Below are 23393 nucleotides of genomic sequence, written 5' to 3' on the forward strand. Positions count from 1 at the left end.
CTGCTCCTTATGGTCAGTCAGGTGAGTCGGTGGGGTGGTGGCAGGCGAGCCAGTGGTCGTCGCCGACCTGCCGGATCCGGGGCTCCTGCTCGACGCATCTGGCGGACGCGCGCGGGCATCGCGTACGGAACCGGCACCCGCTCGGCGGGTCGACCGGCGAGGGCGGTTCGCCGCTGATCAGGGTGTCGGCCGGCGGAAGGTCCAGGCCGCCGCCGGGGATGGAGGCGATGAGCGCCCTCGTGTACGGATGGGCGGGCCGGGAGATCAGCTCGGCGCTCGGCGCCAGTTCGCACACCTTGCCCAGGTACATCACCATGATGCGGTCGCTGACGTTCTTCACCACGGCCAGGTCATGGGCGATGAACACGAGCGTGAGCCGGTAGCGGTCCTTGAGGTCCTCCAGCAGGCCGAGGATCTGCGCCTGCACCGAGACGTCCAGCGCCGACACGGGTTCGTCGCAGATCACCACCTCGGGGTCGAGGATGAGCGCCCTGGCGATCGAGATGCGCTGGCACTGGCCGCCGGAGAACTCGTGCGGCCTGCGTACCGCCGCCGCCTCCGGATCCAGGCCCACGGCCTCCAGGACCTCGTCCACCCGGTCGCCGGGCAGGCCCCACACACGGGGGCCCTCCCCGACGATCTCGCGGACGCGGCGGCGCGGGTTCAGGGACGAGATGGGATCCTGGAAGATCATCTGGAGGCGGCGGCGGGTCCTGCGCAGCGCCTCGCCGCGCAGCGCGGTCAGCTCCTGCCCGTCGAGCCGCACGGAGCCGGACCGCGGCGGCGGGAGCTGGACCAGCGCCCTGGCGGCGCTGGACTTGCCGCAGCCGGACTCGCCGACGATCCCGAGCGTCTCGCCCCGCGCCAGGTCGAAGCTCACGCCGGAAACCGCCCGCACGGTACGGCCGCGCCCGGCGGGGAACTCCACGACCAGATCCTCCACCCGCAGCAGCACCTCGTCACGGGGACGCAGGTGCGCGTTTCCGCTACCGGCCACCGCTGTCCGCCCCTTCCTTGACGGCCTGCGCGTGCTCGCGCGGGTACCAGCAGGCGTAGGAGCCGGTCAGCGGCGGCGCCTCCTTCGCGCAGCGCTCCCGCGCGTACGGGCAGCGCGGCTGGAAGGCGCACCCGCGTGGCAGGTCCACCAGGTCGGGCGGCCGGCCGGGGATGACGCGCAGCCGGTGGTGCACCGGATCCGTCAGCTTGGGCGCGGCCTGCAGCAGCGCCTCCGTGTACGGCATCCGGGGCCGGGCGAACACCTCCGCCGCCGGGCCCCGCTCCACGACCTTGCCCGCGTACATCACGATCACCTCGTCCGCCCACCGGGCCACCACCGACAGGTCGTGGCTGACCAGCACCACCGCCATGTCCCGCTCCTCGCGCAGCCGGTGCAGCAGCCGCAGCACCTGATCCTGGATGGTGACGTCGAGCGCGGTCGTCGGCTCGTCGGCGAACAGCACGTCCGGCCCGCATGACAGCGCCATCGCGATCGTCACCCGCTGCCGCATGCCGCCGGACAACTGGTGCGGGTAGCGGCGCAGGGTGCGCTCGGGGTCGGGGATGCCGACGGAGGCCAGCAGCCGCGCGGCCTCGGCGCGGGCCTGCCGGCGGTTCATGCCGAGATGCACCCGCAGCGGCTCGGTCACCTGGGTGCCGATCGTGCGTACGGGGTTCAGCGCCGTCATCGGGTCCTGGAACACGGTCCCGAGCCGCCGCCCGAGCACCGAGCGCATCCGGGCGGGGCTGTAGCCGGTCAGGTCGTCGCCCAACAGGTAGACGTGCCCGCTCCTGACGGACGAGCCGGGCAGCAGGCCGAGGATCGAGCGGATCAGCATCGACTTGCCGGAGCCCGACTCGCCGACGATGGCCAGCGTCCGGCCGCGGCGCAGGGTGAAGGAGACGCCGTCCACGGCCTTGACCACGCCGCGCGGGGTGACGAAGTGCGTACGCAGGTCCTCGGCCTGAAGCAGGCAGTCGGCGCGCACCTCGTGCTCGGCGGAAGGGGCGGCGGCGGCCTGGCGCACCGGCTCCAGGCCGCTCTCCCGCACGTCCGTCAGCGACCTGAGCCGGTCGCCCACCAGGTTGAACGAGAGCACGGTCAGGAACATCACGAGCGAGGGCGCCAGCACCACGTGCGGCGCGCTGTCCAGCAGCGTGCGGCCCTCGTTGATCAGCCCGCCCCAGGTGGGGGTGGGCGCCTGGACGGACAGGCCGAGGAAGGCGAGGCTGCCCTCGGCGACCACGACCACGGCCATCCCGATGAACGCGTACGACGCCGCGGGCACGGCCACGTTCGGCACGATCTCCCGCCACAGGATGCGCCGGTCGCGGGTGCCGAGCACGCGGGCGGCCAGCACGAACTCGCGCTCGGCGTAGGTCAGCGTGGCGCCCCTGATGAGCCTGACCCAGGACGGCACGCCGAGCACGCCGAGGACGATGAGCACGTTGCGCAGGCTGGCCCCGGCGAAGGCCACCACGGCCAGCGCGAACACCAGCGCGGGGAAGGCCTGCGCCACGTCGTTGACCGCCATGATGACCGCGTCGGTGGCGCGGCGGCGGTAGCCGGCGAGGATGCCGAGCGGCGCGCCGATGCCGAGGCCGAGCAGCACCGCCCCGACGCCCACCCCGAGCGAGACGCGGGCGCCGTGCACGACCCTGCTGAGCACGTCACGGCCGAGACCGTCGGTGCCGAACGGGTGCGCGGCGCCGGGCCCCGAGCGCGGCGGCCCGGCCAGCGTCTCGTCGTAGCGGGCCAGCGGCAGCACGTCGGCCAGGACGGCGGCCAGCAGCACCAGCCCGATCCAGCCGGCGGCGGCCCAGAACCCCCACCCCAGCCGGCCCCTCCACCGGCTACGCACGCCGGATCCTGGGATCGACGGCGGCGTACACCAGGTCCACCGCGAAGTTGACCGCCACGTAGCCGACCGAGATCAGCACGACGCCTCCCTGAACCGTCAGGTAGTCGCGGGAAAAGATGGAGTCGACGATGAGCCGCCCGACGCCGGGCAGGCCGAAGAGGGTCTCGATGATCACCGTGCCGCCGATGAGCGCGCCCAGGTTGAGCCCGACCGCGGTGATCAGGGAGATGGCCGACGGGCGCAGCGCGTGCCGCCACAGGATGCGGCGCGGCGACAGGCCGCGGGCGCGGGCCAGCGTGATGTAGTCCTCCTGGAGGGTGGCGATCAGGTCCGTACGCAGCAGCCGCGCGTAGACGGCGAGCTGCCCGCAGCCGAGCGTGATCGCCGGCAGGATCACCGAGGTGAGGTTCCAGCCCAGGTCGAGCGAGATCGGGGTCCAGCCGGTGGCCGGCACCACCTGCCAGGTGACGGCGAAGACCAGGATGAGCAGCACGCCCAGCACGAAGACCGGGGTCGACAGCAGCGCGAAGCTGAGCGCGGTGAGCACCTGGTCCAGGGCCCGGCCGGCGCGGCGGGCGGCGGCCACGCCCACGGGAATGGCCAGGCCCAGCGCAATGATCTGCGCCGCGACCAGCAGCTCCAGGGTGACGGGCAGCCGCTCGGCCAGCTCGCTCGCGACGGGCATCCGGGTGATGTACGACTCGCCGAAGTCGCCGGTGACGAGCCCGCCGAGCCACCCCAGATAGCGCACCAGGAGCGGCTGGTCCAGCCCGAGGTCCTGCCGGACCTGCGCGCGGGCCTCTTCGGTCGCCGACAGGCCGAGGATCTGCGTGACCGGGTCGCCGGGCAGCAGGTCGAGCAGCGCGTACGACAGGAAGGTCACGACGAGCAGGACGACGACGAGCCGGACCAGCCGGTGGACGACGATCACTGCGCGTCGACCCAGAGCTGCGCGAACGGATGGTAGGGGATGGGCGACCCGGTCAGCGGCAGGCCCGGCTCGCCGTCGGGCAGCCGGTGCTCGCCGATGCCGTGCACCTTCGTGCGCGCCACGATGGCCCCGGTGTTCAGGTGGTCGACGAACACGTACGGCACCAGCTCGCGCAGCCGCTGCTGCACGGTCGCGTACGCCTTCTTGCGCGCGGCCTCGTCCGGGTTGGTGCGCCCGACGTCGAAGGCGTCGCTGAGCTGCTTGTCCTTGAAGCGGGAGAAGTTGAGCGACACCTTGCCGACGGGCTGGGAGTAGGCCTGGTGCATCCAGATGTACTCGCCGTCGGGGTCGGGGGAGGAGAACTGGGTCCACACGGTGGCCACGAAGTTGCCGGTGACGGCCCGGTTGATCAGGTCGGCCTGGTCCGCCTGCTTGATGGTGACGTCGATGCCGGCCTTGCGCCACATGTCCTGGGCCAGCTCGATGCCCTGCATGGTGTTCGGGTCGGGCGTGGAGATCATCTCGAAGCGGACGGGGCCCTTCTCGGCCTCCACCTCCTTGACCAGCGCCGCGGCCCTGGCCGGGTCGTAGGCGGGGTAGCCGCCGCCCTCGGCGTACCACTTGGAGTCCTTCGTCCACGGGCCGTCGGCCGGCTCGGTCATTCCGCCGCGCAGGGTCGAGATGACGGTCTCGCGGTCGGTGGCGTGGGCGAGCGCCTTGCGGACGCGCAGGTCGTCGAGCGGGGGCACGGTGGTGTTGAGCATGAACATGTACTCGGCCACGGCCATGCCCTCCGAGCGCCGGACGGTGTAGGCGTCCTTCTGGGCGGCGTACTTGGTGAGGTCCTCGTCGCGTGAGGTGCCCATGGCGTCGATGCCGCCGGCGTCGAGCGTCTGGGCGCGGGTCTGGCTGTCGGGCAGGATGCGGAACTCGATCTCGTCGAGGTAGGGCAGGCCCTGACGCCAGTAGCGCGGGTTGCGCGTGACGACCATGCGGTTGTCCGGCACGTACTCCTTGAACAGGAACGGGCCGGTGCCCACCGGTTTCAGGCTGGCCGCCTTGGGGTCCTTGAGCGAGGCGGGCGGCACGATCATGCCGACCTGGGCGTCCAGGTAGTACGGGAAGGCCACCCACGGCTGCTTGAGCACGACCTTGACGGTCATCGGACCGGCCAGTTCGATCGCCTTCACCGGCGCCAGCACGGCGGCGTTGAGCGGGGAGGCCTTCTGCGCCTCCAGGTTGGCCCTGACGACGTCACCGGTCAGGGCGAGGCCGTCGGAGAACGTGATGCCCTCCCTGATGGTGATCGTCCACTCGTCGTGTGCCTCGTTGGGGGTGAGCGATTCCGCCAGGTTCGGTTTCCAGTCGCCGTTGGCGTCCACGGCCGTCAGGGTCTCGATGACCGTGCCCGCCATGCTGTAGCTCTGCCCCGCGAACTGGTCGGTGACGGGGTTGAACCCGTTGGCGTCCGCGCTCAGCCCGTACACCAGGCGCCCGCCCTGGACGGGGCCGGACGTGCCCGCCTGCGGGGTGGCGACGGGGCGTTGCCCGCTGCACGCCAGCATCACCGCCGCTGCCAGAATCAACGTGGTCGGCGTCCTCCAGCGTTTCATCCACGCCTCCTCCCGGTAAGCCCCCCGAGAGCAATTTCACCGATAGTACTATCGGTGAAATTGCGCACAAGAGCCGCGGGAGAATCGTTACGGGAGGGGAGGGAGCACCGATGACGAGCACACCGCTCAGCAGGAGCGAGGCGAAAGACCTGACTCGGCGCAGGCTGATCAAGGCCGCGCTGGCGATCCTCGACGAGGAGGGCGAGGCCGGGCTGACCACCGTCAAGGTCGCCAAGGCCGCCGGCATCGCGCAGTCGAGCTTCTACGTGCACTTCAAGGACATGCAGGACCTGCTGCGGGCGCTCGCCGAGGAGGGCGGCCGGCGGCTGCGCGACTCCATGCGCGAGGCCCGCCGCGCCGCCCGCGAGGCCCCCGGCGACCTCGAACGCCACCGCGACACCTTCCGCATCCCGCTGGAGGCCAGCTGCCGCCACCCCGAGCTGCTGCGCATCCAGCTGCGGGCCCGGCACGACCCGTCGTCCTCGCTACGCGACTTCGCCACGGAGAGCGCCGCCGCCTACCGCGAGCACCACGCCGCCGACCTGGCCGCCCTCGGCTACACCGCCGACGACGAGCACGACAGGCGGCGGCTGGAGATGATCGCCGACGGCATCAACGCCGCCACCAACGCCCTGGCCATCGGCCACCTGGAGGGCCGCTACCCCGACCTCGACGAGGCTGCCGACATCCTGGTGGCCCTGTCGAGGGGCGCGCTGAGGCTGCTCAGATCCAGCTCAGGCCGCGACGAAGGCCCGCGTCCTCCCGAGGCCGGCCACCCGCCGCCACGCGACTGAAGCGCAGCGCCCGGCGGGCGGTACGTTGCCCGCCGCCGAGCCAGCAGGTCATCGCCGTAGACGATCTCATGCTGAATTGACTTATTCGCATAAGAGGTCTCATGGCGGTCATCGGTAGGCGAGTGCCTGAGTGAGATAGAGGTCGGCGTAGTCGCCACCCGCCCTGAGCAACTCGGCGTGGCTGCCCTGCTCCACCACCTGCCCATGGGACAACACCGCGATGTGGTCGGTCATGTGCACGGTCGAGAACCGGTGCGAGACCAGAACGGTCACCGCGCCCCGCTCGATGAAGTCGCGGGTCTGCTCGGCGTACAGCTCGAAGAGGTCGTGCTCCGCCTGCGGGTCGAGCGCCGCCGTGGGTTCGTCGAGGACGCGCAGCAGCGGAGTCTCACGCATGAGTCCACGGGCGAGTGCGACGCGCTGCCACTGGCCGTGGGAGAGTTCGGCGCCGCCGAAGGTCCGTCCGAGCTGCGTCCGCAGGCCGTGGGGGAGGCTCTCCACGATCCCCCCGGCGCCCGCTCGCCGCAGCGCCAGCCCGATCCGGGCAGTGTCGTCGATCCTGGACAGGTCGCCGGCGCCGACCGATTCGGCCACTGGGGTCTGCAGCTTGAGGAAGTCCTGCAGCGTGCCGGTGCACCCGGCCGCCCATACGGACGGATCGAAATCGCGCAGGTCGACGCCGTCCACCAGGATCGTGCCCGAGGTGGGCCGGTACACCCCGATGAGCAGCTTGATCAAGGTGGACTTGCCCGCGCCGTTGATGCCAACCAGGCCCAGCGTGCAGCCGGCGGGGATGGTGAGGTTCACGTGGTCGAGCACCATCGTGTCCGTTCCCGGATAGGTGAAGCAGACGTCGCGCAGCTCGATGCCGGCGGTCAGCCGGGCCGGCACGGCTGTCCCCGTAGGGTGTACGCCGTGTTCGGCGGCGTAGGTGAGGAGCCAGTGATGGTGCTCGGCCACCCGGCCGCCGTCGGCGACCAGGGCGATGGAATCGACCGCGCTCTGCTGCTGCCGTAGCTGACCGGCCAGCGAGATGATCAGCACCGCGTCGCCGGGAGTGGCCTGGCCGCGGGCCAGGAGCAGCCCCACGATCAGCAGCGCGCCGGCCAGCATGGAGAAGTAGAGCGCCCAGGCGCCGATCTCGCTACCCAGCCCGCGCAGCCGGGCCCTGGCCTCCAGGTCGGTCGCCTCCTCCCACAACGCGCGCGCGTGCCGGTCCAGCTCCGCGCCGTTGCCGGAGATCCAGACCTCCTTGGCGGGGTCAGGGTTCAGGCAGAGGTCGTGCAGCCTGCTCTCGCGGCGCAGCGACTCGGCCGTGGCGTCGAACGCCTGCCGCTGCATCCGCATGGCCCGGTTGGCCAGAGGCAGGATCGGCACGGCCGCCACCGCCAGGAGCGCGAGCGCGGGATGCACCCGGATGAGCAACCACAGGCTCAGCCCGATCCCGGCGAGGGTGGAGGCCGTGTGCGCCGCCGCCCAGCCGGTCTTCGACAACGCCAGCGTGCCGCGGCGCAACATGGCGATCCGGTCGAGGAAGTCCGCCCGCTCCAGGTGGGTGATGGTCGGGATCTTCGCCGCTGCCTCGGTGATCTCCTGCTCAAGCGCCAGCTGGATCCGGTCGCGCAGATCGTTGCGCAGGTTGTGGGTGAAGCGCCAGCCGATGAGCTGCAGCGCGTGGGCGGTCATCCCCAGCGCGACCGCGGCCAGCAGCCCGCCGAGCAGGTGGGCGCCGGCCGCGTCGACCAGATGCCGCTGAGCGTAGGCGATGCCGGCGGCCATCCCGGCCTGCAGCAGCACGAGCACGCCCCCTGTGATGCTCACGCGGCGGTCCGCGCGCAGGCCCAGCGCCAGGGTGTGCCGCGCCATCCGGGCGCTGTCCCGCAGTGTCATCGCGCCTCCTCGCCGCCCCCGCGAGCGTCGGGTCCCTGCTCGGAATCGACGGCCCCGCTACCGTCGGCCCGGCTGTCGGCGGCTCCGTTGACGGCGGCCCTGTCGTCGCCGGCCGTGGGCCTGTGGAATCTTGACGCCTGGAGCAGGAAGAGCCGGGTGTACGTAGAGTGCCCGGATCGCGGCGAGCTTCTGCCACTGCCCGCCTGATAGGTCACGGCCGTCGGCGCCGGTCCGCCACAGTTCGGTGTCGAGCCCCGATTCCAGCCGGTCCAGCACCGGCTGCGCGCCGCCCTCCCGTACCAGTTCCAGGAGTCTTTCGTCGTCGGTCGGCGCGGCTTCAGGAGCGGCCAGCGTGATGTTGTCGCGCGCGGTGAGCGGGTAGTGGACGAAGTCCTGGAACAGCGCCGTCATCCCGCGGCGCCACGCCGTGGCGTCCAGCGAGCGAAGGTCTGTGCCGTCGGCGGTGATGCGGCCCTCGGTGGGCTCGTACAGGCCGGCCAGGAGCTTCACCAGCGTGGTCTTGCCCTCTCCGCTGGCTCCGACGATCGCCAGCCGCTCGCCGGGGCGGATGGTCAGGCTCAGCCCTCGCAGCACGGGCACGGAGGCGCCCGGGTACCGGAAGGACACGTCCTCGAACCGCACCAGGGGTGCAGGGCCGCCAGGGGGAGCGCTTTCCCGAGGGGCGTGCCGATCCGGGCCGGTCAGGTCCTCCAGCTTCCGCAGTGCCGTCACCGCGGTCCTGCCGTAGTCGATGTCGTACGACTCCCCGCCCATCGCCGAGATCGCGAGGATCCCCCAGACCGCCACCAGGCACTGCGACAGCTCGGCGATGCTCAGCTCCCCCGCCCACGCGGCGAGCCCGGGGACCAGCAGGCCCAGTCCAGCGCACAGCGCCGCGAGCAGGAAAGTGGCCTTCTGGCTGCGCAGCACGCGCCGGCGGGTTCGCCAGTGGCCGGCCTCCCACGCGTGGTGCGCCGCCAGACGCCGCTCGCTCACCCACCCCGCCAAGCCGAACAGCCGGACCTCCTTGGCCGCGTCGGACCCTGCCGCCAGGTCCGCCCAGAAGTCGACCTTGCGCCGCTCGGGGGTCGCCGCGTCCTTGACCGCCTCCAGATGCATCCACTGCCGCCGGGTGATCGACCGGATCAGCACCGACAGCGCCAGCAGTGCCACCGCCAGCATGGGGAAGTACGCGGCCAGCACCGCCGCCATCGCCACCGCCGACATCGTTCGCGCGGTAATTCCCAGTTGGCCCACGGCAGCGGCTCCGGGAGAGCGTATCCGCCAGGTGAAGCCCTGGTCGCCGGCGCGCACGGCCACGTCGTGGAACTCCGGGTCCTCCAGGTGGGCGATGCAATCCGGGCGCAGGGCGATTCGCCGTACCCGGGAGCGCACCACACCGTCGATGCGCCTGCTCGCCGACGCCTTCAGCGCCCACCCGAGGACCTCGGCGGCCTGCCTGGCCAGCATCGCGGCCGCGAACCCCGCCACCGGCCACACCAGCGCTAGCAGGTCGGCCTCGGGAGACGCCGCCGTCATCGTATGCACCGCGTGACTGGCGAAGATGGCGGTCAAGGGGGCCGCGGCGATCGAGGTGGCCACCGTCGCGCACAGGGCGGCCAGCGTACGTGGGCGGCTGAAACGTAACAGCGCCAGCAGGCGTCTTCGTTCGTCGAAGGTGTCCTGTATCCGGGCCAGGCTCAGATCGCGCCAGGAGAATCTTGGATAGGCCGGCTGCGTGTCGGTCACCGTGTCTCGCCGTCCCCCAGGTCGACAGTCGGGGTGATCTTCACATGGGCTGCTCGATAGGTCAAGAAAATTCATAAGGCGTTAGATATGCAGCGTTGGAGAGGCGGGGTCGCCGGACTACACTCCAGCGGCCCCGCGCTATCGCAGCAGTTCGCCCGCGACGGACCCGGCGGCGGTGGCGTCCAGCCGGCCGTCGATCACCGCGGTGACGACGCGTCTGGTCAGCGTGTTCTCGACGAGCAGCGGCCGGTCCCACGCCAGCGCCTGGCCCACCCCCGGATACTCCTCGACGCGCACGAACCAGGGGTCGTCGCCGTCCTGCACGAACACGAGCGTCCAGTCCCGCCCCGCCGGGTCGGTGCCGGACAGGGCGATCCAGCGGTCGCGGCTGCCGTGCACCGCCCGTTCGTCCCCCGGCAACGTCGTCCGGGCGGTCGAGGTGCCGGGCGCGCGCCAGAAGAAACCGCCGTAGCCGGCGCCCGCGCGGCCCTTGGTGGCGGAACTGTTGATCTCCAGCGGCGCCCCGGTGAGGTTGGTCAGCGTGAAGGCGAAGTCCAGCGCCCAGGCGTCCTCCCGGATCGGCCGCACGGTGACCGTGCGCTCCTCGCGGGCCATCAGCCCGCCGCCGGGCCCGATCCACTCCAGCTGCTCGGCGAAACCGCCGTCGTCCAGCCGGGCGAACGCCGCGTGCCGCTGGACGCCGTGGTCGTCGAGCCAGGTGGGTCCCTGGTCCCTGACGTAGGTGCGGCCGCCCCAGAAGTTCGCCCCGCCGAGGTCCGCGACGGCCACGCCGGCACCGAGGTGGTGGACGTGGTCCTCGGGTCTGACCTCGGTCACCTCGACGCCGCCCAGCGTGCGCACCTCGTACAGGTAGGGGCGGGGCGAGTCGGTGGCCGGCAGGTCGGGCCGTGTCTCGTAACGGGCCACGCGGTGGTCGCCTGCCAGCAGCTCCACCCGGGTCCACGGCACGTCCAGCTCCGAGTAGAGCGCCAGCCGCTCGGCGCTGCGGGCGGTCACCTCGGCGATGCCCGGCAGGATTCGGCGCGCGACCTGGCCCAGGCCGTCCCGCTCCAGTTCCTGGTGCCGCTCGGGGATGGGCTGCGGCTCGGGAGCCAGCCGCACCGCGTCCAGCACCTGCGTGAACCGCTCCGTACGCTCCAACGGAACCAGCAGGGCGGCGCCCGTGCGTACGTGGTCGAGGAGGTTGTCCAGCAGGTCGGTGCGGTCGTGCACGGTGGTCGTGACCGAGCCGTCCGGCAGCTCCACCTTGACGCTGTCCTGCGTGTAGACGAGCGTGGCCCGGCCCGCGTCGCCGTGCACGACCAGGTACGGCTCGTGCCGCTCCGGCGCGCACAACGACACCGCGACGGTGAGCACGAAACCGTCGTCCATGCGGATCCGCACGCACGACGTGTCGTCGGACTCGATCGTGTTGGCGCGGTAGAGCTCGGTCTCGATCTCCGCGATCGGGCCGTCCACCAGGGCCAGCGCGGTGGCCACGGCGTGCGCGAACGGGTTGGTGAGCGCGCCGTCCACCACGTCGACGCCGTCGAGGCGGCGTCTGCCCGACCAGGCGGAACGGGTGAAGTAGGAGACCGGGCGCTCCCAGGCGCCCGCGCCGCCGATGCCGCGCACCCGCCCGAGGGCGCCGCCGGCGATCAGCTCGCGCAGCGCCGGGATGGCCGCCGAGCCGAGCGACTGGAAGCCGACCTGACAGGCCAGGCCCGTCTCCGCCACGGCCGCGGCGATCCTCGCGTGCGCCTCGGGCGTCGCCGCCGGCGGCTTCTCCAGCAGCACGTGCGAGCCCGCGTGCAGCGCGGTCACCGCGAGGTCGGCGTGGGTGTGGATGGGCGTGCAGATGATCGTGATCTGCGCGCCGGTCTTGGCGATCAGCTCACGCAGGTCGGGCGACTGCAGGGGCGTGCCGAAGTCCACCTCGACCGGGCGCACGTCGCAGATCCCGGCCAGCTCGGCCACCCCCGACTCGGACAGCAGGTGCAGGTGACGCAGATGGTGCTGGCCGTGCCCGTGGGCCCCGGCCAGCACGACCCTCGCCGGCGTCATCACGACCACCTCAGCCCGAGCCCGGCGTGGGGGCCCGCGCGGAGCACGCCGCCGCTGACCTCCACCGGGTACGGCTCGTCCAGCAGCCCGAGGGCGGCGAACGAGGCGTCCTCCACGTCCTCCACCATGGCGGGCAGCGGCAGGGCCAGCGCAAGCTGCCCCGACATCTCGCTCAGCAGGTGCGGATGGACCGGCACGTCGTACGTTCTGGCCAGCTCCACGATCCGCAGGAACGGCGTGATGCCGCCGACCCGCGCCACGTTCGGCTGGACGACGTCGCAGGCGCCGGCCGCCAGCAGGTCGCGGAAGCCGTACGTGGTGTAGACGTTCTCGCCGACGGCCACCGGCACGTCGGTGCAGCGGCGCAGCTCCACGTGCGCGGCCACGTCGTCGGCGGGCAGCGGCTCCTCTATCCAGTGCAGGTCGAACTCGCGCAGCGCGGCGAGGGCCCGCCGCGCCCTGTGCAGGTCCCACCGCTGGTTGGCGTCGATCATCAGCAGCCGGTCGGGGCCGATCACCTCGCGGACCGCGGCCACCCTGGCCACGTCCTCGGCCAGGTCGGGGCGGCCCACCTTGATCTTGACGCCCCGGTGGCCGGCCGCCACCCAGCGGCGGGCCTGCGCGACCAGCTCCTCCAGCGGGTAGTGCAGGTTGACGCCGCTGCCGTAGACCGGGACCTCGTCGCGCCGCCGCCCGAGCACGTCGGCCAGGTCGCGCTCGCGGCAGCGCAGGTCCCACAGCGCCAGATCGACCCCGGCCAGCGCGACGGTGGTGACCCCGCCGGGGCCCGCCTCCCGCAGGTGCCGCCAGAGCCGGTCCCAGACCACCTCGGGGTGCGGGTCGAGGCCGATGAGCGCCTCACGCAGGTCATGGTCGAGCAGCGCCTTGACGGCGTGCGCGCCGATCTGCGGCGTCCACGAGAAACCGCTGCCGGTGCGCCCGTCCGCCAGCGTGACGTGCGTGACGATCACGTGGTTGAACGGCACGTCCGCTCCCCAGGGGCGGGGGAGCGGGACGCTGCGCAGCTCCGTACGCAGGTCGGCGACCGTCATGACGCCGCCCGTTCGAGACCGGTCTTGATCAACGCCTCCAGCTCCTCCAGGTGCTCCTCGGTGACGTCCACCAGCGGCGGACGCACGCCGCCCACGTCGAGGCCGCGCAGCCGGACGCCCGCCTTGACCAGGGCGACCGGGTAGCCGGGGACCTTGCCGCGCAGCCGTACGAGGGGGGCGTAGAACTCCGTCAGCAGCCGCTCGTCGCCGTTCAGGTAGGCCTTGGCGATCTCCGGCGCGAACGCGAACACCGCGCTGGAGTAGAGCTCCACGCCGATGCCCCGGTAGGCGGGCATGGTCAGCTCGGCCGTCGGCAGCCCGTTGAAGAACAGGAACTCGGGGAACCGTTCGCGCACGGCCAGCACGGTGCGCTGCATCCTGTCGATGTCGCCCAGGCCGTCCTTCAGCCCGATCACGCCGGGGAGGCCGGCCAGCTCGACCACGGTGTCGGGTTCGAGCGCGACCGTGCCCCGCTGGTAGATGATCACCGGCAGTACGGAGGCGATCGCCGACACGTACGCGGTGTAGCCGTGCCCCGGTCCCTGCGCCAGGTACGGAGGCATGAGCAGCAGCCCGTCCGCGCCCGCGTCCCTGGCGGCCCGCGCCTGGTTGAGCGCCGCGCCGAGCGGGCCGCCCGCGCCGGCGAACACCGGCACCCGGCCACCCACGGCCTCGGCCGCGATCCGTACCGCGCGGGCGTGCTCGGCCTCCGACAGGGCGGAGAACTCGCCGGTGCCGCAGGCCGCGAAGACGGCGCCGGGGCCGTGCTCCATGCGCTGGGAGACGTGCTCGGCCAGCACCTCCTCGGCCAGGCCGCCGCCGGCGTCGAACGGGGTGACGGGGAAGAACAGCACACCGCTGAGTTTCATCAGACGTCCTTGAGTTCGGTGCGCCAGCTCCGCTTCGGCTGCCAGCCGAGCAGGCGCTCTGCCTTGGTGGTCGAGAAGGCGGGGGCGGTGCCGGTGAGCCCGGCGGCGAGCTGCTCGGTGCCGGGCACGGCCTGGGGGAGCAGCTCGGCCAGCGGCTTCCTGGCCAGCGCGTCGGCGGCGCCGGCGAAGAAGACCTCGCCGTTCGGCAGCTCGGGCAGCGCCTGGGCGAGTACGGCGATCATGTCGGCGGCGTCGCGGGAGTCGATGTAGTTGAACAGCGAGACGCCGGCGAGCCCGGGCCGGTCCAGCCGTTCCTTGACGGTGTGCCCCGACTGGGTCGGCGCGCCCGCCCACTCCTCGGGCGGGATGACGAAGCACGGCCGGACGGCGGCCAGTTTCGTCGTCCCGGCCACGGCGAACGCCTTCATGGTCTGCTCGGCCGCCACCTTGGACAGGTTGTAGGCGTTCCACGGCCGCACCGGGTGTTCCTCGTCGATCGGCAGGTACGCCGGCGCCCAGCCGCCGGGGGCGCCGTAGCCGAGCACGGTGGGGCTGCTGGCGAGGACCACGCCGGCCACACCGAGCGCCACGGACGCCTCGCAGACGTTGAACGCCAGTTGGGTGTTGACCTTGAAGATCACCGACTCGGGCCGGCTGAACGGTGTGGCGATCGCGGCCAGATGGATCACCGTATCCGGCCGGAACCTGGCGATCGTCTCGAACGCCTCTCCCGTGTCGGTGAGGTCGGCGGGTAAGGTGGCGGCGGCCTCATCTGGGGTTCCTGCGGCGTGGTCCACGCCGATGACCTCGTGCCCGGCCGCCGCGAGCGTGCTGACCACGCTGCGGCCGAGGCGTCCTGCGCTTCCGGTGACGAGGACTCTGCTCACCGTGAGGGGCTCCTTCAAGACTGCAAACAGTTGCACTAAACCTTTGTGTCAGGAGGGCCGGGGCGTCAAGGGGTGATTTCCTGACCGGCGGTCTAGCTGGGCCTTCCCGACTGCTGTGCATCCGGGATGGTACAGCAAGCGCTTTTATCTGCCCCATGGCCTCTGCAAGCGGTTGCGTTAGGGTGTGCATTTGTGACTGTGACGATTCGTGATGTGGCCCGGGCCTCCGGTGTGCATGTATCGACCGTGTCGCGGACGTTCTCCGCGCCGCACATGGTGAACGCCGCCACCCGCACGAGGGTGCTGACGGTGGCCGAGGAGCTCGGATACCGGCCCAACCGGGCGGCCAGGGCGCTCACGACCGGGCGCACCCACAATCTCGGCCTGATCGTGGCCGACATCGCCAACCCGTTCTTCCCGCCGCTGATCAAGGCCGCCCACGCGGCCGCCAGGCAGCGCGACTACCACCTGTTCGTGGCCGACACCGACGAGGAGCCGGCCGCCGAGGAGGAGCTGGTGCAGGCGTTCAGCAAACAGGTGGACGGCGTGGTGCTGTGCAGCCCGCGCTCGTCCAACAAGGCGCTGGAGCGGCTGGCCGAGCGGGTGCCGTTCGTGGTGATCAACCGGCGGCTGCGGGGGGCCGCCACCGTGCTGATGGACGTCGGCCACGGCGCCAGGCTGGCCGTCGAGCATCTGGCGGGCCTCGGGCACCGCCGGGTGGCGCTGGTGTCGGGGCCCGCGGGCTCGTGGACGAGCGCGGAGATCCGCGCCGCCGCCGAGCAGGTGCCGGACGTGGAGCTCACCGTCATCGGTCCCAACGCGCCCACCGAGCGCGGTGGCTTCGCCGCCGCGGGCCGGGTGCGCGACGCGGGGGTGACCGGCGCGCTCGCCTACAACGACCTGGTGGCGATCGGGCTCATCGAGGGCCTCGGCGATCTTGGGCTGACCGTTCCCGCGGACGTGAGCGTCGTGGGGATCGACGATATCGTTCCAGGGCGGCTGAACCGTCCCAAACTCACCACGGTCGCCATGCCCACCGCCGCGGCGGGTCGGCTGGCGGTCGACCTGCTCATCCAGGAGGTGAGCGCCACCACCTCGTTGGAGACCCGACTGGTCGTCAGGGATTCCACGGCGCCTCCGCGCTAGCGGAGTGCTGCAAACGGTTGTACTAAACGAGGGCCAAATTCATCTGACTTCTCCTCAGGCCAGTTCGTTCAGCAGGGGAAACGCGTCAACGATATATCGGTAACGGCCAGGTAACGGCTGCAAAGGGTTGACGCAACTTTCCCGCCAGCTATAGGAAAGCGCTATCCAGTACATATCTCGCCGGAAGGTTCGTAATGACGAGTGAGTTCCGTCATGGCTGACTCGGTGGCGGTGAAGCCCCTGGAGGCGGTGACCGAACCCCCGCGTGGCGGCGGACACCGCTCCACGAAACGCTCCCGCCGTGAGGCACGGGCCGCCTATCTCTTCCTGGCCCCCTGGTTCGCCGGCCTGCTCGTCATCACGATCGGCCCGATCCTCGCCTCGCTCTACCTGTCGTTCACCGACTACAGCCTCCTGCAGGAGGCCGAGTGGGTCGGCTTCGACAACTACGTCAAGATGTTCACCGAGGACCCGAGGTACATCAACTCGCTCAAGGTCACCACGATCTACGTGGTCGTCTCGGTGCCGCTGCAACTCGCCTTCGCGCTCGCGCTGGCCCTGGTGCTCGACCGGGGGCTGCGCGGACTGGCGATCTACCGCTCGATCTTCTACCTGCCCTCGCTGCTCGGCGGCAGCGTCGCGATCGCGATCCTCTGGCGCAAGGTCTTCGGCGCCGACGGCCTGGTCAACGCGCTGCTCGGAGCGTTCGGCATCCAGGGGCCCGGCTGGGTCGGCCACCCCGACTACGCGCTCGGCACGCTGATCATCCTGCACGTCTGGACGTTCGGCGCCCCCATGATCATCTTTCTGGCCGGGCTCCGGCAGATCCCCAGCAGCTACTACGAGGCCGCCGCGGTCGACGGGGCCGGCCCGCTGCGGCAGTTCACATCGATCACGCTGCCGCTGCTGACGCCGATCATCTTCTTCAACCTGGTGCTGGAGATCATCAAGTCGTTCCAGTCGTTCACGCAGTCGTTCATCGTGAGCAACGGCACCGGCGGGCCCGCCGACTCGACGCTCTTCTACACGCTCTACCTCTACCTGAACGGATTCAGGGACTACGACATGGGCTACGCGGCCGCGATGGCGTGGGTCCTGCTGCTCATCATCGCCGGTCTGACCGGGGTGAACTTCCTCGCTTCCAAGTATTGGGTCTTCTATGGCGACACCAAGTAGGCCGATTCCGGTGCTGTTCCGCCCGCTCAAGGGCGGACGGGTGGTCAAGCACATCCTGCTGATCGGCTTCGGCGTGATCATGCTCTATCCGCTGCTCTGGATGGTCTCCAGCTCGCTCAAGCCGGAGGAGCTCATCTTCCGGCAGCCCGGCCTGCTGCCGAGCGAGGTCACGCTGGAGAACTATACGGAGGGCTGGACCGCGCTGAAGCATCCCTTCGGCTACTACCTGTGGAACTCGGCGCTCATCACCGGGCTGTCGGTGGTGGCGAACCTGGTGGCCTGCTCGCTGGCCGCCTACGCCTTCGCGCGGCTGAACTTCCCGCTGAAGAGGCTCTGGTTCGCGATCATGCTGGGCACGATCATGTTGCCGCACCACGTGGTGATCGTGCCGCAGTACATCATGTTCTCCGAGCTCGACCTGATCAACACGATCTGGCCGCTGGTCATGCCGAAGGTGCTGGCCACCGACGCGTTCTTCATCTTCCTCATGGTGCAGTTCATCCGCACCCTGCCGAGGGAACTGGACGAGGCGGCCGAGATCGACGGCGCGGGCTACTGGCGCATCTTCATCAGGGTCGTCATGCCGCTCTCCCTGCCCGCCCTGGCCACCACCGCGATCTTCACGTTCATCTGGACGTGGAACGACTTCCTCAGCCAGCTGCTCTATCTGAACAACCCGGATAACTTCACCGTCCCAGTCGCGTTGCGGACGTTCCTGGACTCTAGTGGCGAGTCCTCCTGGGGTCCTATGTTCGCCATGTCGATCATCGCGCTCGGCCCGATCTTCGGATTCTTCCTGGCCGGGCAGAAGTACCTGATCCGTGGTGTCGCCACCACGGGACTGAAGTAGTTCCTCCACCCCCCAACCCAGAAGACCCCTAGGAGGTAGAGCCGTGAGCTCTGGCAAGAAGATGTGGTCGGCGACCCTGCTCGCCACCGCTGTGCTGGCGGTCACCGCGGCCTGCGGCAGTGACAGCGGCGGCGAGAGCGCCGACGGCAAGGTCAAGGTGCGCTTCTCCTACTGGGGCAGCGACGCGCGGCAGAAGATGACCGAAGAGGCGATCAAGAAGTTCGAGGCGAAGAACCCGAACATCGACATAGAGGGCGAGTTCTCCGACTTCGGCAGCTACTACGAGACGCTGGCCACCAAGGTCGCGGGCAACGACGCGCCGGACGTCATCACCATCGAGATCCGCGGCCTGCGCGAATACGCCGAGCGCGGCGCGCTGGCCGACCTCGCGGGCAAGGTCAACGCCACCGACATCGACGCCAAGGTGCTGGCCACCGGCGCCATCGACGGCAAGCAGTACGCCATCCCCACCGGCGTCAACGCCTTCAGCCTGGTGGTCAACCCGGACCTGGTCGAGAAGAACGGGCAAAAGCTGCCCGACGACACCAAGTGGACCTGGGAGGACTACATCGATCTGGCGTCGAAGATCACCGCCGAGAGCGGCGGCAAGGTCTTCGGCACGCAGCAGAGCTTCAACCCCGGTTATCTGGAGATCTTCGCCGCGCAGCGCGGCGAGAAGTTCTACCAGGGAAACAAGCTCGGCATCTCGCCCGACACGCTCAAGGCGTGGTGGTCGAACATGCAGACGCTGATCAAGACCAAGGGCACCCCCGACGCCGCCAAGAGCGTCGAGATCGGCGCCCAGAGCGTGGACCAGTCGCTGCTCGGCACCAACACCGGCGCGATGGGCATGTGGTGGAGCAACCAGCTCGGCGCCATCAACAAGGCGTCGGGCCAGGACGTCAGCCTGCTGCGCATGCCGAAGGCGGAGGGGGCCGCCACCGGCGGCATGTTCCTGCAGCCGGCGATGCTCTACACCGCCTCGTCGAGGACCGAGCATCCGGCCGAGGCCGCCAAGTTCATCGACTTCATGATCAACGATCCGGAGGCGGGCGAGATCATCCTGAGTGACCGCGGCCTGCCGGCCAGCTCCAAGGTCCTCGCGGCGGTCAAGGAGAAGCTGCCGGAGACCGACATCAAGACGCTCGACTTCATCGACGAGGTCAGGAGCGAGCTGTCGGACCCGCCGGCCGCGCCGCCCAAGGGCGCCAGCGGCATGGAAGACATCCTGACGCGGTACTCCGAGGAGATCCTGTTCGGCAGGATGACCCCCGACGACGCCGCACAGAAGTTCCTGACCGAGGCCAACGCCTCGATCGCGGGCTGATCCTTCGCATCAAAGGAGAGACATGAAGTACGCGTTCGTCGGGCTCGGGCACCGCGCGCAGATGTACGTCGACGCGCTGCTCGGGGAGTGGCGCGACGCCGGCACCATCGTCGCCCTGTGCGACACGAACCGCACCCGCATGGACTACTACGCCGAGCGGATCGGTGCCCAGGTGCCGCGCTTCACGCCCGATGAGTTCGGCAAGGCGCTCGAGCTCGCCGACGCGGTCATCGTCACCACCGTCGACGCCGCGCACGCCCGCTACGTGTGCGCGGCGCTCGACGCCGGCAAGGACGTCATCGTCGAGAAGCCGCTCACCACCGACGCCGAGGGGTGCGCGGCCATCGCGGCGTCGGCCGAGCGCAGCAGCGGCAGGCTGATCGTCACCTTCAACTACCGCTACTCGCCGCGCAACTCCGCCGTGCGCCGCATCCTCATGGACGGCGCGATCGGCGAGGTCACCTCCGTGCACTTCGAGTGGACGCTCGACACCATCCACGGCGCCGACTACTTCCGCCGCTGGCACCGCGACAGGGACAGCTCGGGCGGCCTGCTCGTGCACAAGTCCACCCACCACTTCGACCTGATCAACTGGTGGCTGGGGGCGGCGCCCGCGCTCGTCTTCGCCCAGACCGACCTGCGCTTCTACGGCGCCGAGAACGCCAGGAACCGCGGGCTCGACCCGCGCCCCGAACGCGGGCAGGGCGCACCCGGTCTCGGTACCGACCCGTTCATCCTGGACATCTCCACCGACGACCGGCTCAGGCGCCTCTATCTCGACGCCGAGCACGAGGACGGCTACATCCGCGACCAGGACGTCTTCGGCGAGGGCGTCACGATCGACGACAACATGTCCGTGCTCGTGCGTTACACCAACCGCGCGATCATGACGTACTCGCTGCACGCCCACGCCCCCTGGGAGGGCTACCGCGTGGCCTTCAACGGCACGGAGGGGCGGCTGGAGCTGGACGTCGTGGAGCGGGAGTGGACGCCGCCGCACGCCGCCATCGACCCGAGTGCCGCCTCCAAGGCGCACGCGTCGGGGGCGTGGGAGCGGCTCACGCTCCGCCGCCACTGGAGCCGGCCGGAGGAGGTGCCCATCGAGAGCGGGGCCGGTGGGCACGGCGGTGGTGACCGCCTGCTGCTCGACGACGTCTTCCGCGGCGCCGGCGACGACCCGCTGGCCCGGCAGGCCGGCTACCGCGACGGCATCCGCAGCGTGCTGACGGGCGTCGCGGCCACCATGTCCGCCCGCACCGGTGCCCCCGTGGCGCTGGAGGGCGACGGCACACGTGTTCGCTGAGCTGGCGGAGATCGCCGCGACGCAGCGCGGGCTCTACCCCGTTCCCGCGGGGCCGCAGCTGCGGGCCGCGGCGCGTGAGGCGATGGGGGTGCTCGACCTGACCGCCCGCGACGTGCGGGTCGAGCGCACCTGGACCGACGGCGACCTGGCAGGCGAGGAGCTGTCCTGGTCGGTGGGGTTCGGGCCGCGTACCCGCGCGTTCCTGCTGCGCCCGCGCGGCGCGGACGGGCCGCTGCCCGGGGTCGTGGCGCTGCACTGCCACGCCGGGATGAAGTGGGCCGGCAAGGAGAAGATCGCCGACGGGCCCGAAGGGCCATCGCCAGAGGTGGCCAGGTTGCGGCAGGAGCTCTACGGCGGCCGCGCGTTCGCCGGCGAGCTGGCCCGCCGCGGGTTCGTGGTGCTGGCGCACGACGTGTTCGTCTGGGGCAGCCGCCGCTTCCCGTTGGAAATCGGTGACGGCCCGGCCAGCGAGGCCGACAGGTACGACCTGGCCGCCAGGGACCACGAGCACGTCGTGGCCAAACACTGCGCGATGCTCGGCACGTCGTTCGCGGGCGTGGTCGCGGGCGAGGACCTGGCTGCGGCGGCCTACCTGCGCTCCCGCCCGGACGTCGGGCCCGTCGGGTGCGCCGGGGTGTCCGGCGGCGGGCTGCGGTCGGCGCTGCTCGGCGCCTTCGACCCGCGGATGCGCGCCGTCGTCGTCGCCGCGATGGCCTCCTCCTACCGCGACATGCTCGGCGGGCACGTCGCCAAGCACACCTGGATGCTCTTCCCGCCCGGCCTGCCCCGCCTGGGCGACTGGCCCGACCTGGTGGCCGCCCGCGCGCCCGAACCTCTCATGGTGCAGTACGCCCTGCGCGACGAGCTGTTCCCCGAGACGGGCATGCGGCGCGCCCACGCCACGATCGGCGAACACTACCGCGACACACCGGGGCGCTACGAGGCGGTGTTCGCCGACGTGCCGCACAGCTTCGACGTGCCCATGCAGGAGCAGGCCTTCGACTGGCTGGTCCGCCACCTGGCGGGCTGACGGACGGCCGCCGCCCGGCCTGCCACGGGCGGCGGCGCTCCTTCCACAAGCGGCGCTAGTCGGACTTCTTCCAGGTGGCGACGAGCTTGTCGTAGTCGAGCGTCTCGGGCTTGCCGCGCTCGTCGGCCAGCTTCGGCGCGGGGGCGCCGGGCTGGTCGTACCAGTACTGGGCGTCGCGTTCGGGGTTCAGCTTCGGCGCGCACTGGCCGCCGTAGCCCTCCCGCTCACGCGAGAGCCGCTCCAGCCGGGACAGGATGTCGTCCTGCTGCTTGGCCAGGTTGTCCATCGACTGCTGCGCCGTGGTCTCGCCGGTCACGGCCGTGGCCACGTTCTGCCACCACAGCTGGGCCAGTTTCGGGTAGTCGGGCACGTTCGTGCCGGTCGGGGTCCACTGCTTGCGGGCGGGCGAGCCGTAGAACTCGATGAGCCCGCCGTAGTTCTCGGCGTTGTCGGCGAAGTGGTCGCTCCTGATGTCGGAGTCGCGGATGAACGTCAGCCCGACGATCGACTTCTTCAGCGACACCGTCTTCGACGTCACGAACTGCGCGTACAGCCAGGCGGCCGCCCTGCGGTCCTCCGGCGTGCTCTTCAGCAGCGTCCACGAGCCCGCGTCCTGGTAGCCGAGCTTGTTGCCGTCCTTCCAGTACGCCCCGTGCGGGCTCGGCGCGATGCGCCACTTGGGTGTGCCGTCCTTGTTGACCACCGACAGCCCCGGTTTGGTCATGTCGGCGGTGAACGAGGTGTACCAGAAGATCTGCTGGGCGATGTGGCCCTGGGCGGGGACCGGGCCTGCCTCGCTGAAGTTCATGCCCGCGGCTTCCTTGGGGGCGTACTTCTTGAGCCAGTCGACGTACTTGGTGAGCGCGTAGACCGCCGCGGGGCCGTTGGTGTCGCCGCCGCGCGTGACGGACGAGCCGACCGGGCGGCAGTTCTCGACCCTGATGCCCCAGTCGTCCACCGGCAGGCCGTTGGGGATGCCGGGGTCGCCGTTGCCCGCCATGGACAACCACGAGTCGGTGAAGCGCCAGCCCAGCGACGGGTCCTTGCGGCCGTAGTCCATGTGGCCGTAGACCTTCTTGCCGTCGATGGTGCCGTCGTTGTTGACCTTGTTGGTGAAGAAGTCGGCGATGTCCTCGTAGGCCGCCCAATTGACCGGCACGCCGAGGTCGTAGCCGTAGGCGTCCTTGAACTGCTTCTTGATGTCGGGGTCGGTGAACCAGTCGTAGCGGAACCAGTAGAGGTTGGCGAACTGCTGGTCGGGCAGCTGGTAGATCTTCTTGTCCGGGCCGGTGGTGAAGCTGATGCCGATGAAGTCGTCGAGGTCGAGCGTGGGAGAGGTGACGTTCTTGCCCTCGCCGGCCATGTAGTCCGACAGCGGGAGCACGTAGTCGCCGCGCGAGTGGGTGCCGATGAGGTCGGAGTCGTTGACGTAGGCGTCGTAGATGTTCTGGTCGCCCTGGATCTGGGTCTGCAGCTTCTCGATGACGTCACCCTCCTGGATCAGATCGTGCTTGATCCTGATCCCGGTGATCTCGGTGAACGCCTTGGCGAGCTGGCGTGACTCGTACTCGTGCGTGGTGATCGTCTCGGAGACCACGTTGATCTGCATGCCGCGGTACGGTGCCGCGGCCTTCATGAACCACTCCATCTCGGCGAGCTGCTCGTCCTTGCTCAGCGTGCTCGGGGTGAACTCCTCGGACACCCACCGCTGGGCGGCGGCCCTGCCGTCGGCCTCCTTGAAGTCGCTCGTGGGCTTGTCCGCGCCCTGCGTGCAGCCGGCCACCACCAGGAGGAGCGCCGCCGCCCCCATGGTCGCGGACCTCGTCGTCCGTCGCCTCATCGCTTTGACTCCCT

General features: G+C 70.7%; 18 protein-coding genes. 7 read left to right on the top strand and 11 right to left on the bottom strand.

Translation table 11 applies throughout. The features are described from left to right. Positions 1-13 precede the first annotated feature (13 nt). From GUY59_RS09035 to GUY59_RS09050, 4 genes are read right to left on the bottom strand one after another with little or no spacing between them, the layout of a single operon-like run. On the bottom strand, positions 14-997 hold the full coding sequence (locus tag GUY59_RS09035) for an ABC transporter ATP-binding protein (RefSeq protein ID WP_138201028.1): 984 nt from the start codon (positions 995-997) through the stop codon (positions 14-16). Then, entirely contained in the window at positions 987-2858 is a 1872-nt protein-coding gene (locus tag GUY59_RS47365; protein ID WP_138201027.1) for a dipeptide/oligopeptide/nickel ABC transporter permease/ATP-binding protein, read from the bottom strand. The genes GUY59_RS09035 and GUY59_RS47365 overlap by 11 nt, the downstream gene beginning before the upstream one ends. Continuing rightward, complete coding sequence (locus GUY59_RS09045; protein WP_138201026.1) at positions 2851-3789, bottom strand: ABC transporter permease; 939 nt, start codon at positions 3787-3789, stop codon at positions 2851-2853. The genes GUY59_RS47365 and GUY59_RS09045 overlap by 8 nt, the downstream gene beginning before the upstream one ends. Beyond that, complete coding sequence (locus GUY59_RS09050) at positions 3786-5402, bottom strand: ABC transporter substrate-binding protein (RefSeq protein ID WP_138201025.1); 1617 nt, start codon at positions 5400-5402, stop codon at positions 3786-3788. The genes GUY59_RS09045 and GUY59_RS09050 overlap by 4 nt, the downstream gene beginning before the upstream one ends. Positions 5403-5512: 110 nt before the next feature. Here GUY59_RS09050 and GUY59_RS09055 point away from each other — a divergent pair, with 110 nt between their 5' ends. Then, on the top strand, positions 5513-6196 hold the full coding sequence (locus tag GUY59_RS09055; protein WP_138201024.1) for a TetR family transcriptional regulator: 684 nt from the start codon (positions 5513-5515) through the stop codon (positions 6194-6196). Between the two features lie 108 nt (positions 6197-6304). Here the strand turns inward: GUY59_RS09055 and GUY59_RS09060 are convergent, their stop codons facing one another. The 6 genes from GUY59_RS09060 to GUY59_RS09085 all read right to left on the bottom strand — a co-directional run bounded on the left by GUY59_RS09060 (position 6305) and on the right by GUY59_RS09085 (position 14707). Then, the gene (locus tag GUY59_RS09060; RefSeq protein WP_138201023.1) at positions 6305-8086 is read right to left on the bottom strand and encodes an ABC transporter ATP-binding protein; all 1782 of its coding nucleotides are present in this window, start codon (positions 8084-8086) and stop codon (positions 6305-6307) included. A gap of 57 nt (positions 8087-8143) precedes the next feature. Continuing rightward, complete coding sequence (locus GUY59_RS50615; protein WP_161714464.1) at positions 8144-9835, bottom strand: ATP-binding cassette domain-containing protein; 1692 nt, start codon at positions 9833-9835, stop codon at positions 8144-8146. A 138-nt stretch (positions 9836-9973) separates the two neighbouring features. After that, positions 9974-11899 carry a DUF6807 family protein gene (locus tag GUY59_RS09070; protein WP_138201021.1) on the bottom strand — a complete coding sequence of 642 codons (1926 nt, stop codon included), beginning with the start codon at positions 11897-11899 and terminating at the stop codon, positions 9974-9976. Next, positions 11899-12951 (bottom strand): mandelate racemase/muconate lactonizing enzyme family protein, encoded by a 1053-nt coding sequence (locus tag GUY59_RS09075; RefSeq protein WP_132329906.1) that lies wholly within the window; start codon positions 12949-12951, stop codon positions 11899-11901. The genes GUY59_RS09070 and GUY59_RS09075 overlap by 1 nt, the downstream gene beginning before the upstream one ends. Then, on the bottom strand, positions 12948-13820 hold the full coding sequence (locus tag GUY59_RS09080) for a 5-dehydro-4-deoxyglucarate dehydratase (RefSeq protein ID WP_132329908.1): 873 nt from the start codon (positions 13818-13820) through the stop codon (positions 12948-12950). The genes GUY59_RS09075 and GUY59_RS09080 overlap by 4 nt, the downstream gene beginning before the upstream one ends. Continuing rightward, positions 13820-14707, bottom strand: coding sequence for an NAD-dependent epimerase/dehydratase family protein (locus tag GUY59_RS09085; RefSeq protein WP_138201020.1), 888 nt, complete (start codon positions 14705-14707; stop codon positions 13820-13822). The genes GUY59_RS09080 and GUY59_RS09085 overlap by 1 nt, the downstream gene beginning before the upstream one ends. 192 nt (positions 14708-14899) lie before the next feature. On the opposite strand from GUY59_RS09085, the gene GUY59_RS09090 reads away from it, so the two are divergent. The 6 genes from GUY59_RS09090 (at position 14900) to GUY59_RS09115 (ending at position 21539) form a co-directional block, all read left to right on the top strand. Beyond that, a complete protein-coding gene (locus tag GUY59_RS09090) occupies positions 14900-15853 on the top strand; it encodes a LacI family DNA-binding transcriptional regulator (RefSeq protein ID WP_138201019.1) in 954 nt (317 codons plus the stop codon). Between the two features lie 213 nt (positions 15854-16066). Continuing rightward, complete coding sequence (locus tag GUY59_RS09095; RefSeq protein ID WP_138201018.1) at positions 16067-17029, top strand: carbohydrate ABC transporter permease; 963 nt, start codon at positions 16067-16069, stop codon at positions 17027-17029. Continuing rightward, entirely contained in the window at positions 17013-17879 is an 867-nt protein-coding gene (locus GUY59_RS09100) for a carbohydrate ABC transporter permease (RefSeq protein WP_138201017.1), read from the top strand. Before GUY59_RS09095 ends, GUY59_RS09100 begins: the two co-directional genes overlap by 17 nt. A 43-nt stretch (positions 17880-17922) precedes the next feature. Then, positions 17923-19206 carry an ABC transporter substrate-binding protein gene (locus tag GUY59_RS09105; RefSeq protein ID WP_138201016.1) on the top strand — a complete coding sequence of 428 codons (1284 nt, stop codon included), beginning with the start codon at positions 17923-17925 and terminating at the stop codon, positions 19204-19206. Between the two features lie 22 nt (positions 19207-19228). Continuing rightward, positions 19229-20509, top strand: a complete 1281-nt coding sequence (locus GUY59_RS09110) for a Gfo/Idh/MocA family protein (RefSeq protein ID WP_138201015.1) — start codon at positions 19229-19231, stop codon at positions 20507-20509. Then, positions 20499-21539, top strand: a complete 1041-nt coding sequence (locus GUY59_RS09115) for a dienelactone hydrolase family protein (RefSeq protein ID WP_138201014.1) — start codon at positions 20499-20501, stop codon at positions 21537-21539. The genes GUY59_RS09110 and GUY59_RS09115 overlap by 11 nt, the downstream gene beginning before the upstream one ends. A gap of 55 nt (positions 21540-21594) precedes the next feature. Here the strand turns inward: GUY59_RS09115 and GUY59_RS09120 are convergent, their stop codons facing one another. Beyond that, positions 21595-23379 carry an ABC transporter substrate-binding protein gene (locus GUY59_RS09120; protein ID WP_201760646.1) on the bottom strand — a complete coding sequence of 595 codons (1785 nt, stop codon included), beginning with the start codon at positions 23377-23379 and terminating at the stop codon, positions 21595-21597. Positions 23380-23393 lie beyond the last annotated feature (14 nt).

Origin of the sequence: Nonomuraea sp. K271 (assembly GCF_009908215.1) — a bacterium.
In the GTDB taxonomy this organism is placed as follows: Bacteria; Actinomycetota; Actinomycetes; order Streptosporangiales; family Streptosporangiaceae; genus Nonomuraea; species Nonomuraea longispora.

Bases quoted from the DNA above. Each gene is read 5' to 3' on its own strand.
- GUY59_RS09050 (WP_138201025.1), bottom strand. From the start codon at position 5,402: ATGAAACGCTGGAGGACGCCGACCACGTTGATTCTGGCAGCGGCGGTG.
- GUY59_RS09055 (WP_138201024.1), top strand. From the start codon at position 5,513: ATGACGAGCACACCGCTCAGCAGGAGCGAGGCGAAAGACCTGACTCGG.
- GUY59_RS09060 (WP_138201023.1), bottom strand. From the start codon at position 8,086: ATGACACTGCGGGACAGCGCCCGGATGGCGCGGCACACCCTGGCGCTG.
- GUY59_RS09070 (WP_138201021.1), bottom strand. From the start codon at position 11,899: ATGACGCCGGCGAGGGTCGTGCTGGCCGGGGCCCACGGGCACGGCCAG.
- GUY59_RS09075 (WP_132329906.1), bottom strand. From the start codon at position 12,951: ATGACGGTCGCCGACCTGCGTACGGAGCTGCGCAGCGTCCCGCTCCCC.
- GUY59_RS09080 (WP_132329908.1), bottom strand. From the start codon at position 13,820: ATGAAACTCAGCGGTGTGCTGTTCTTCCCCGTCACCCCGTTCGACGCC.
- GUY59_RS09095 (WP_138201018.1), top strand. From the start codon at position 16,067: ATGGCTGACTCGGTGGCGGTGAAGCCCCTGGAGGCGGTGACCGAACCC.
- GUY59_RS09100 (WP_138201017.1), top strand. From the start codon at position 17,013: ATGGCGACACCAAGTAGGCCGATTCCGGTGCTGTTCCGCCCGCTCAAG.
- GUY59_RS09110 (WP_138201015.1), top strand. From the start codon at position 19,229: ATGAAGTACGCGTTCGTCGGGCTCGGGCACCGCGCGCAGATGTACGTC.
- GUY59_RS09120 (WP_201760646.1), bottom strand. From the start codon at position 23,379: ATGAGGCGACGGACGACGAGGTCCGCGACCATGGGGGCGGCGGCGCTC.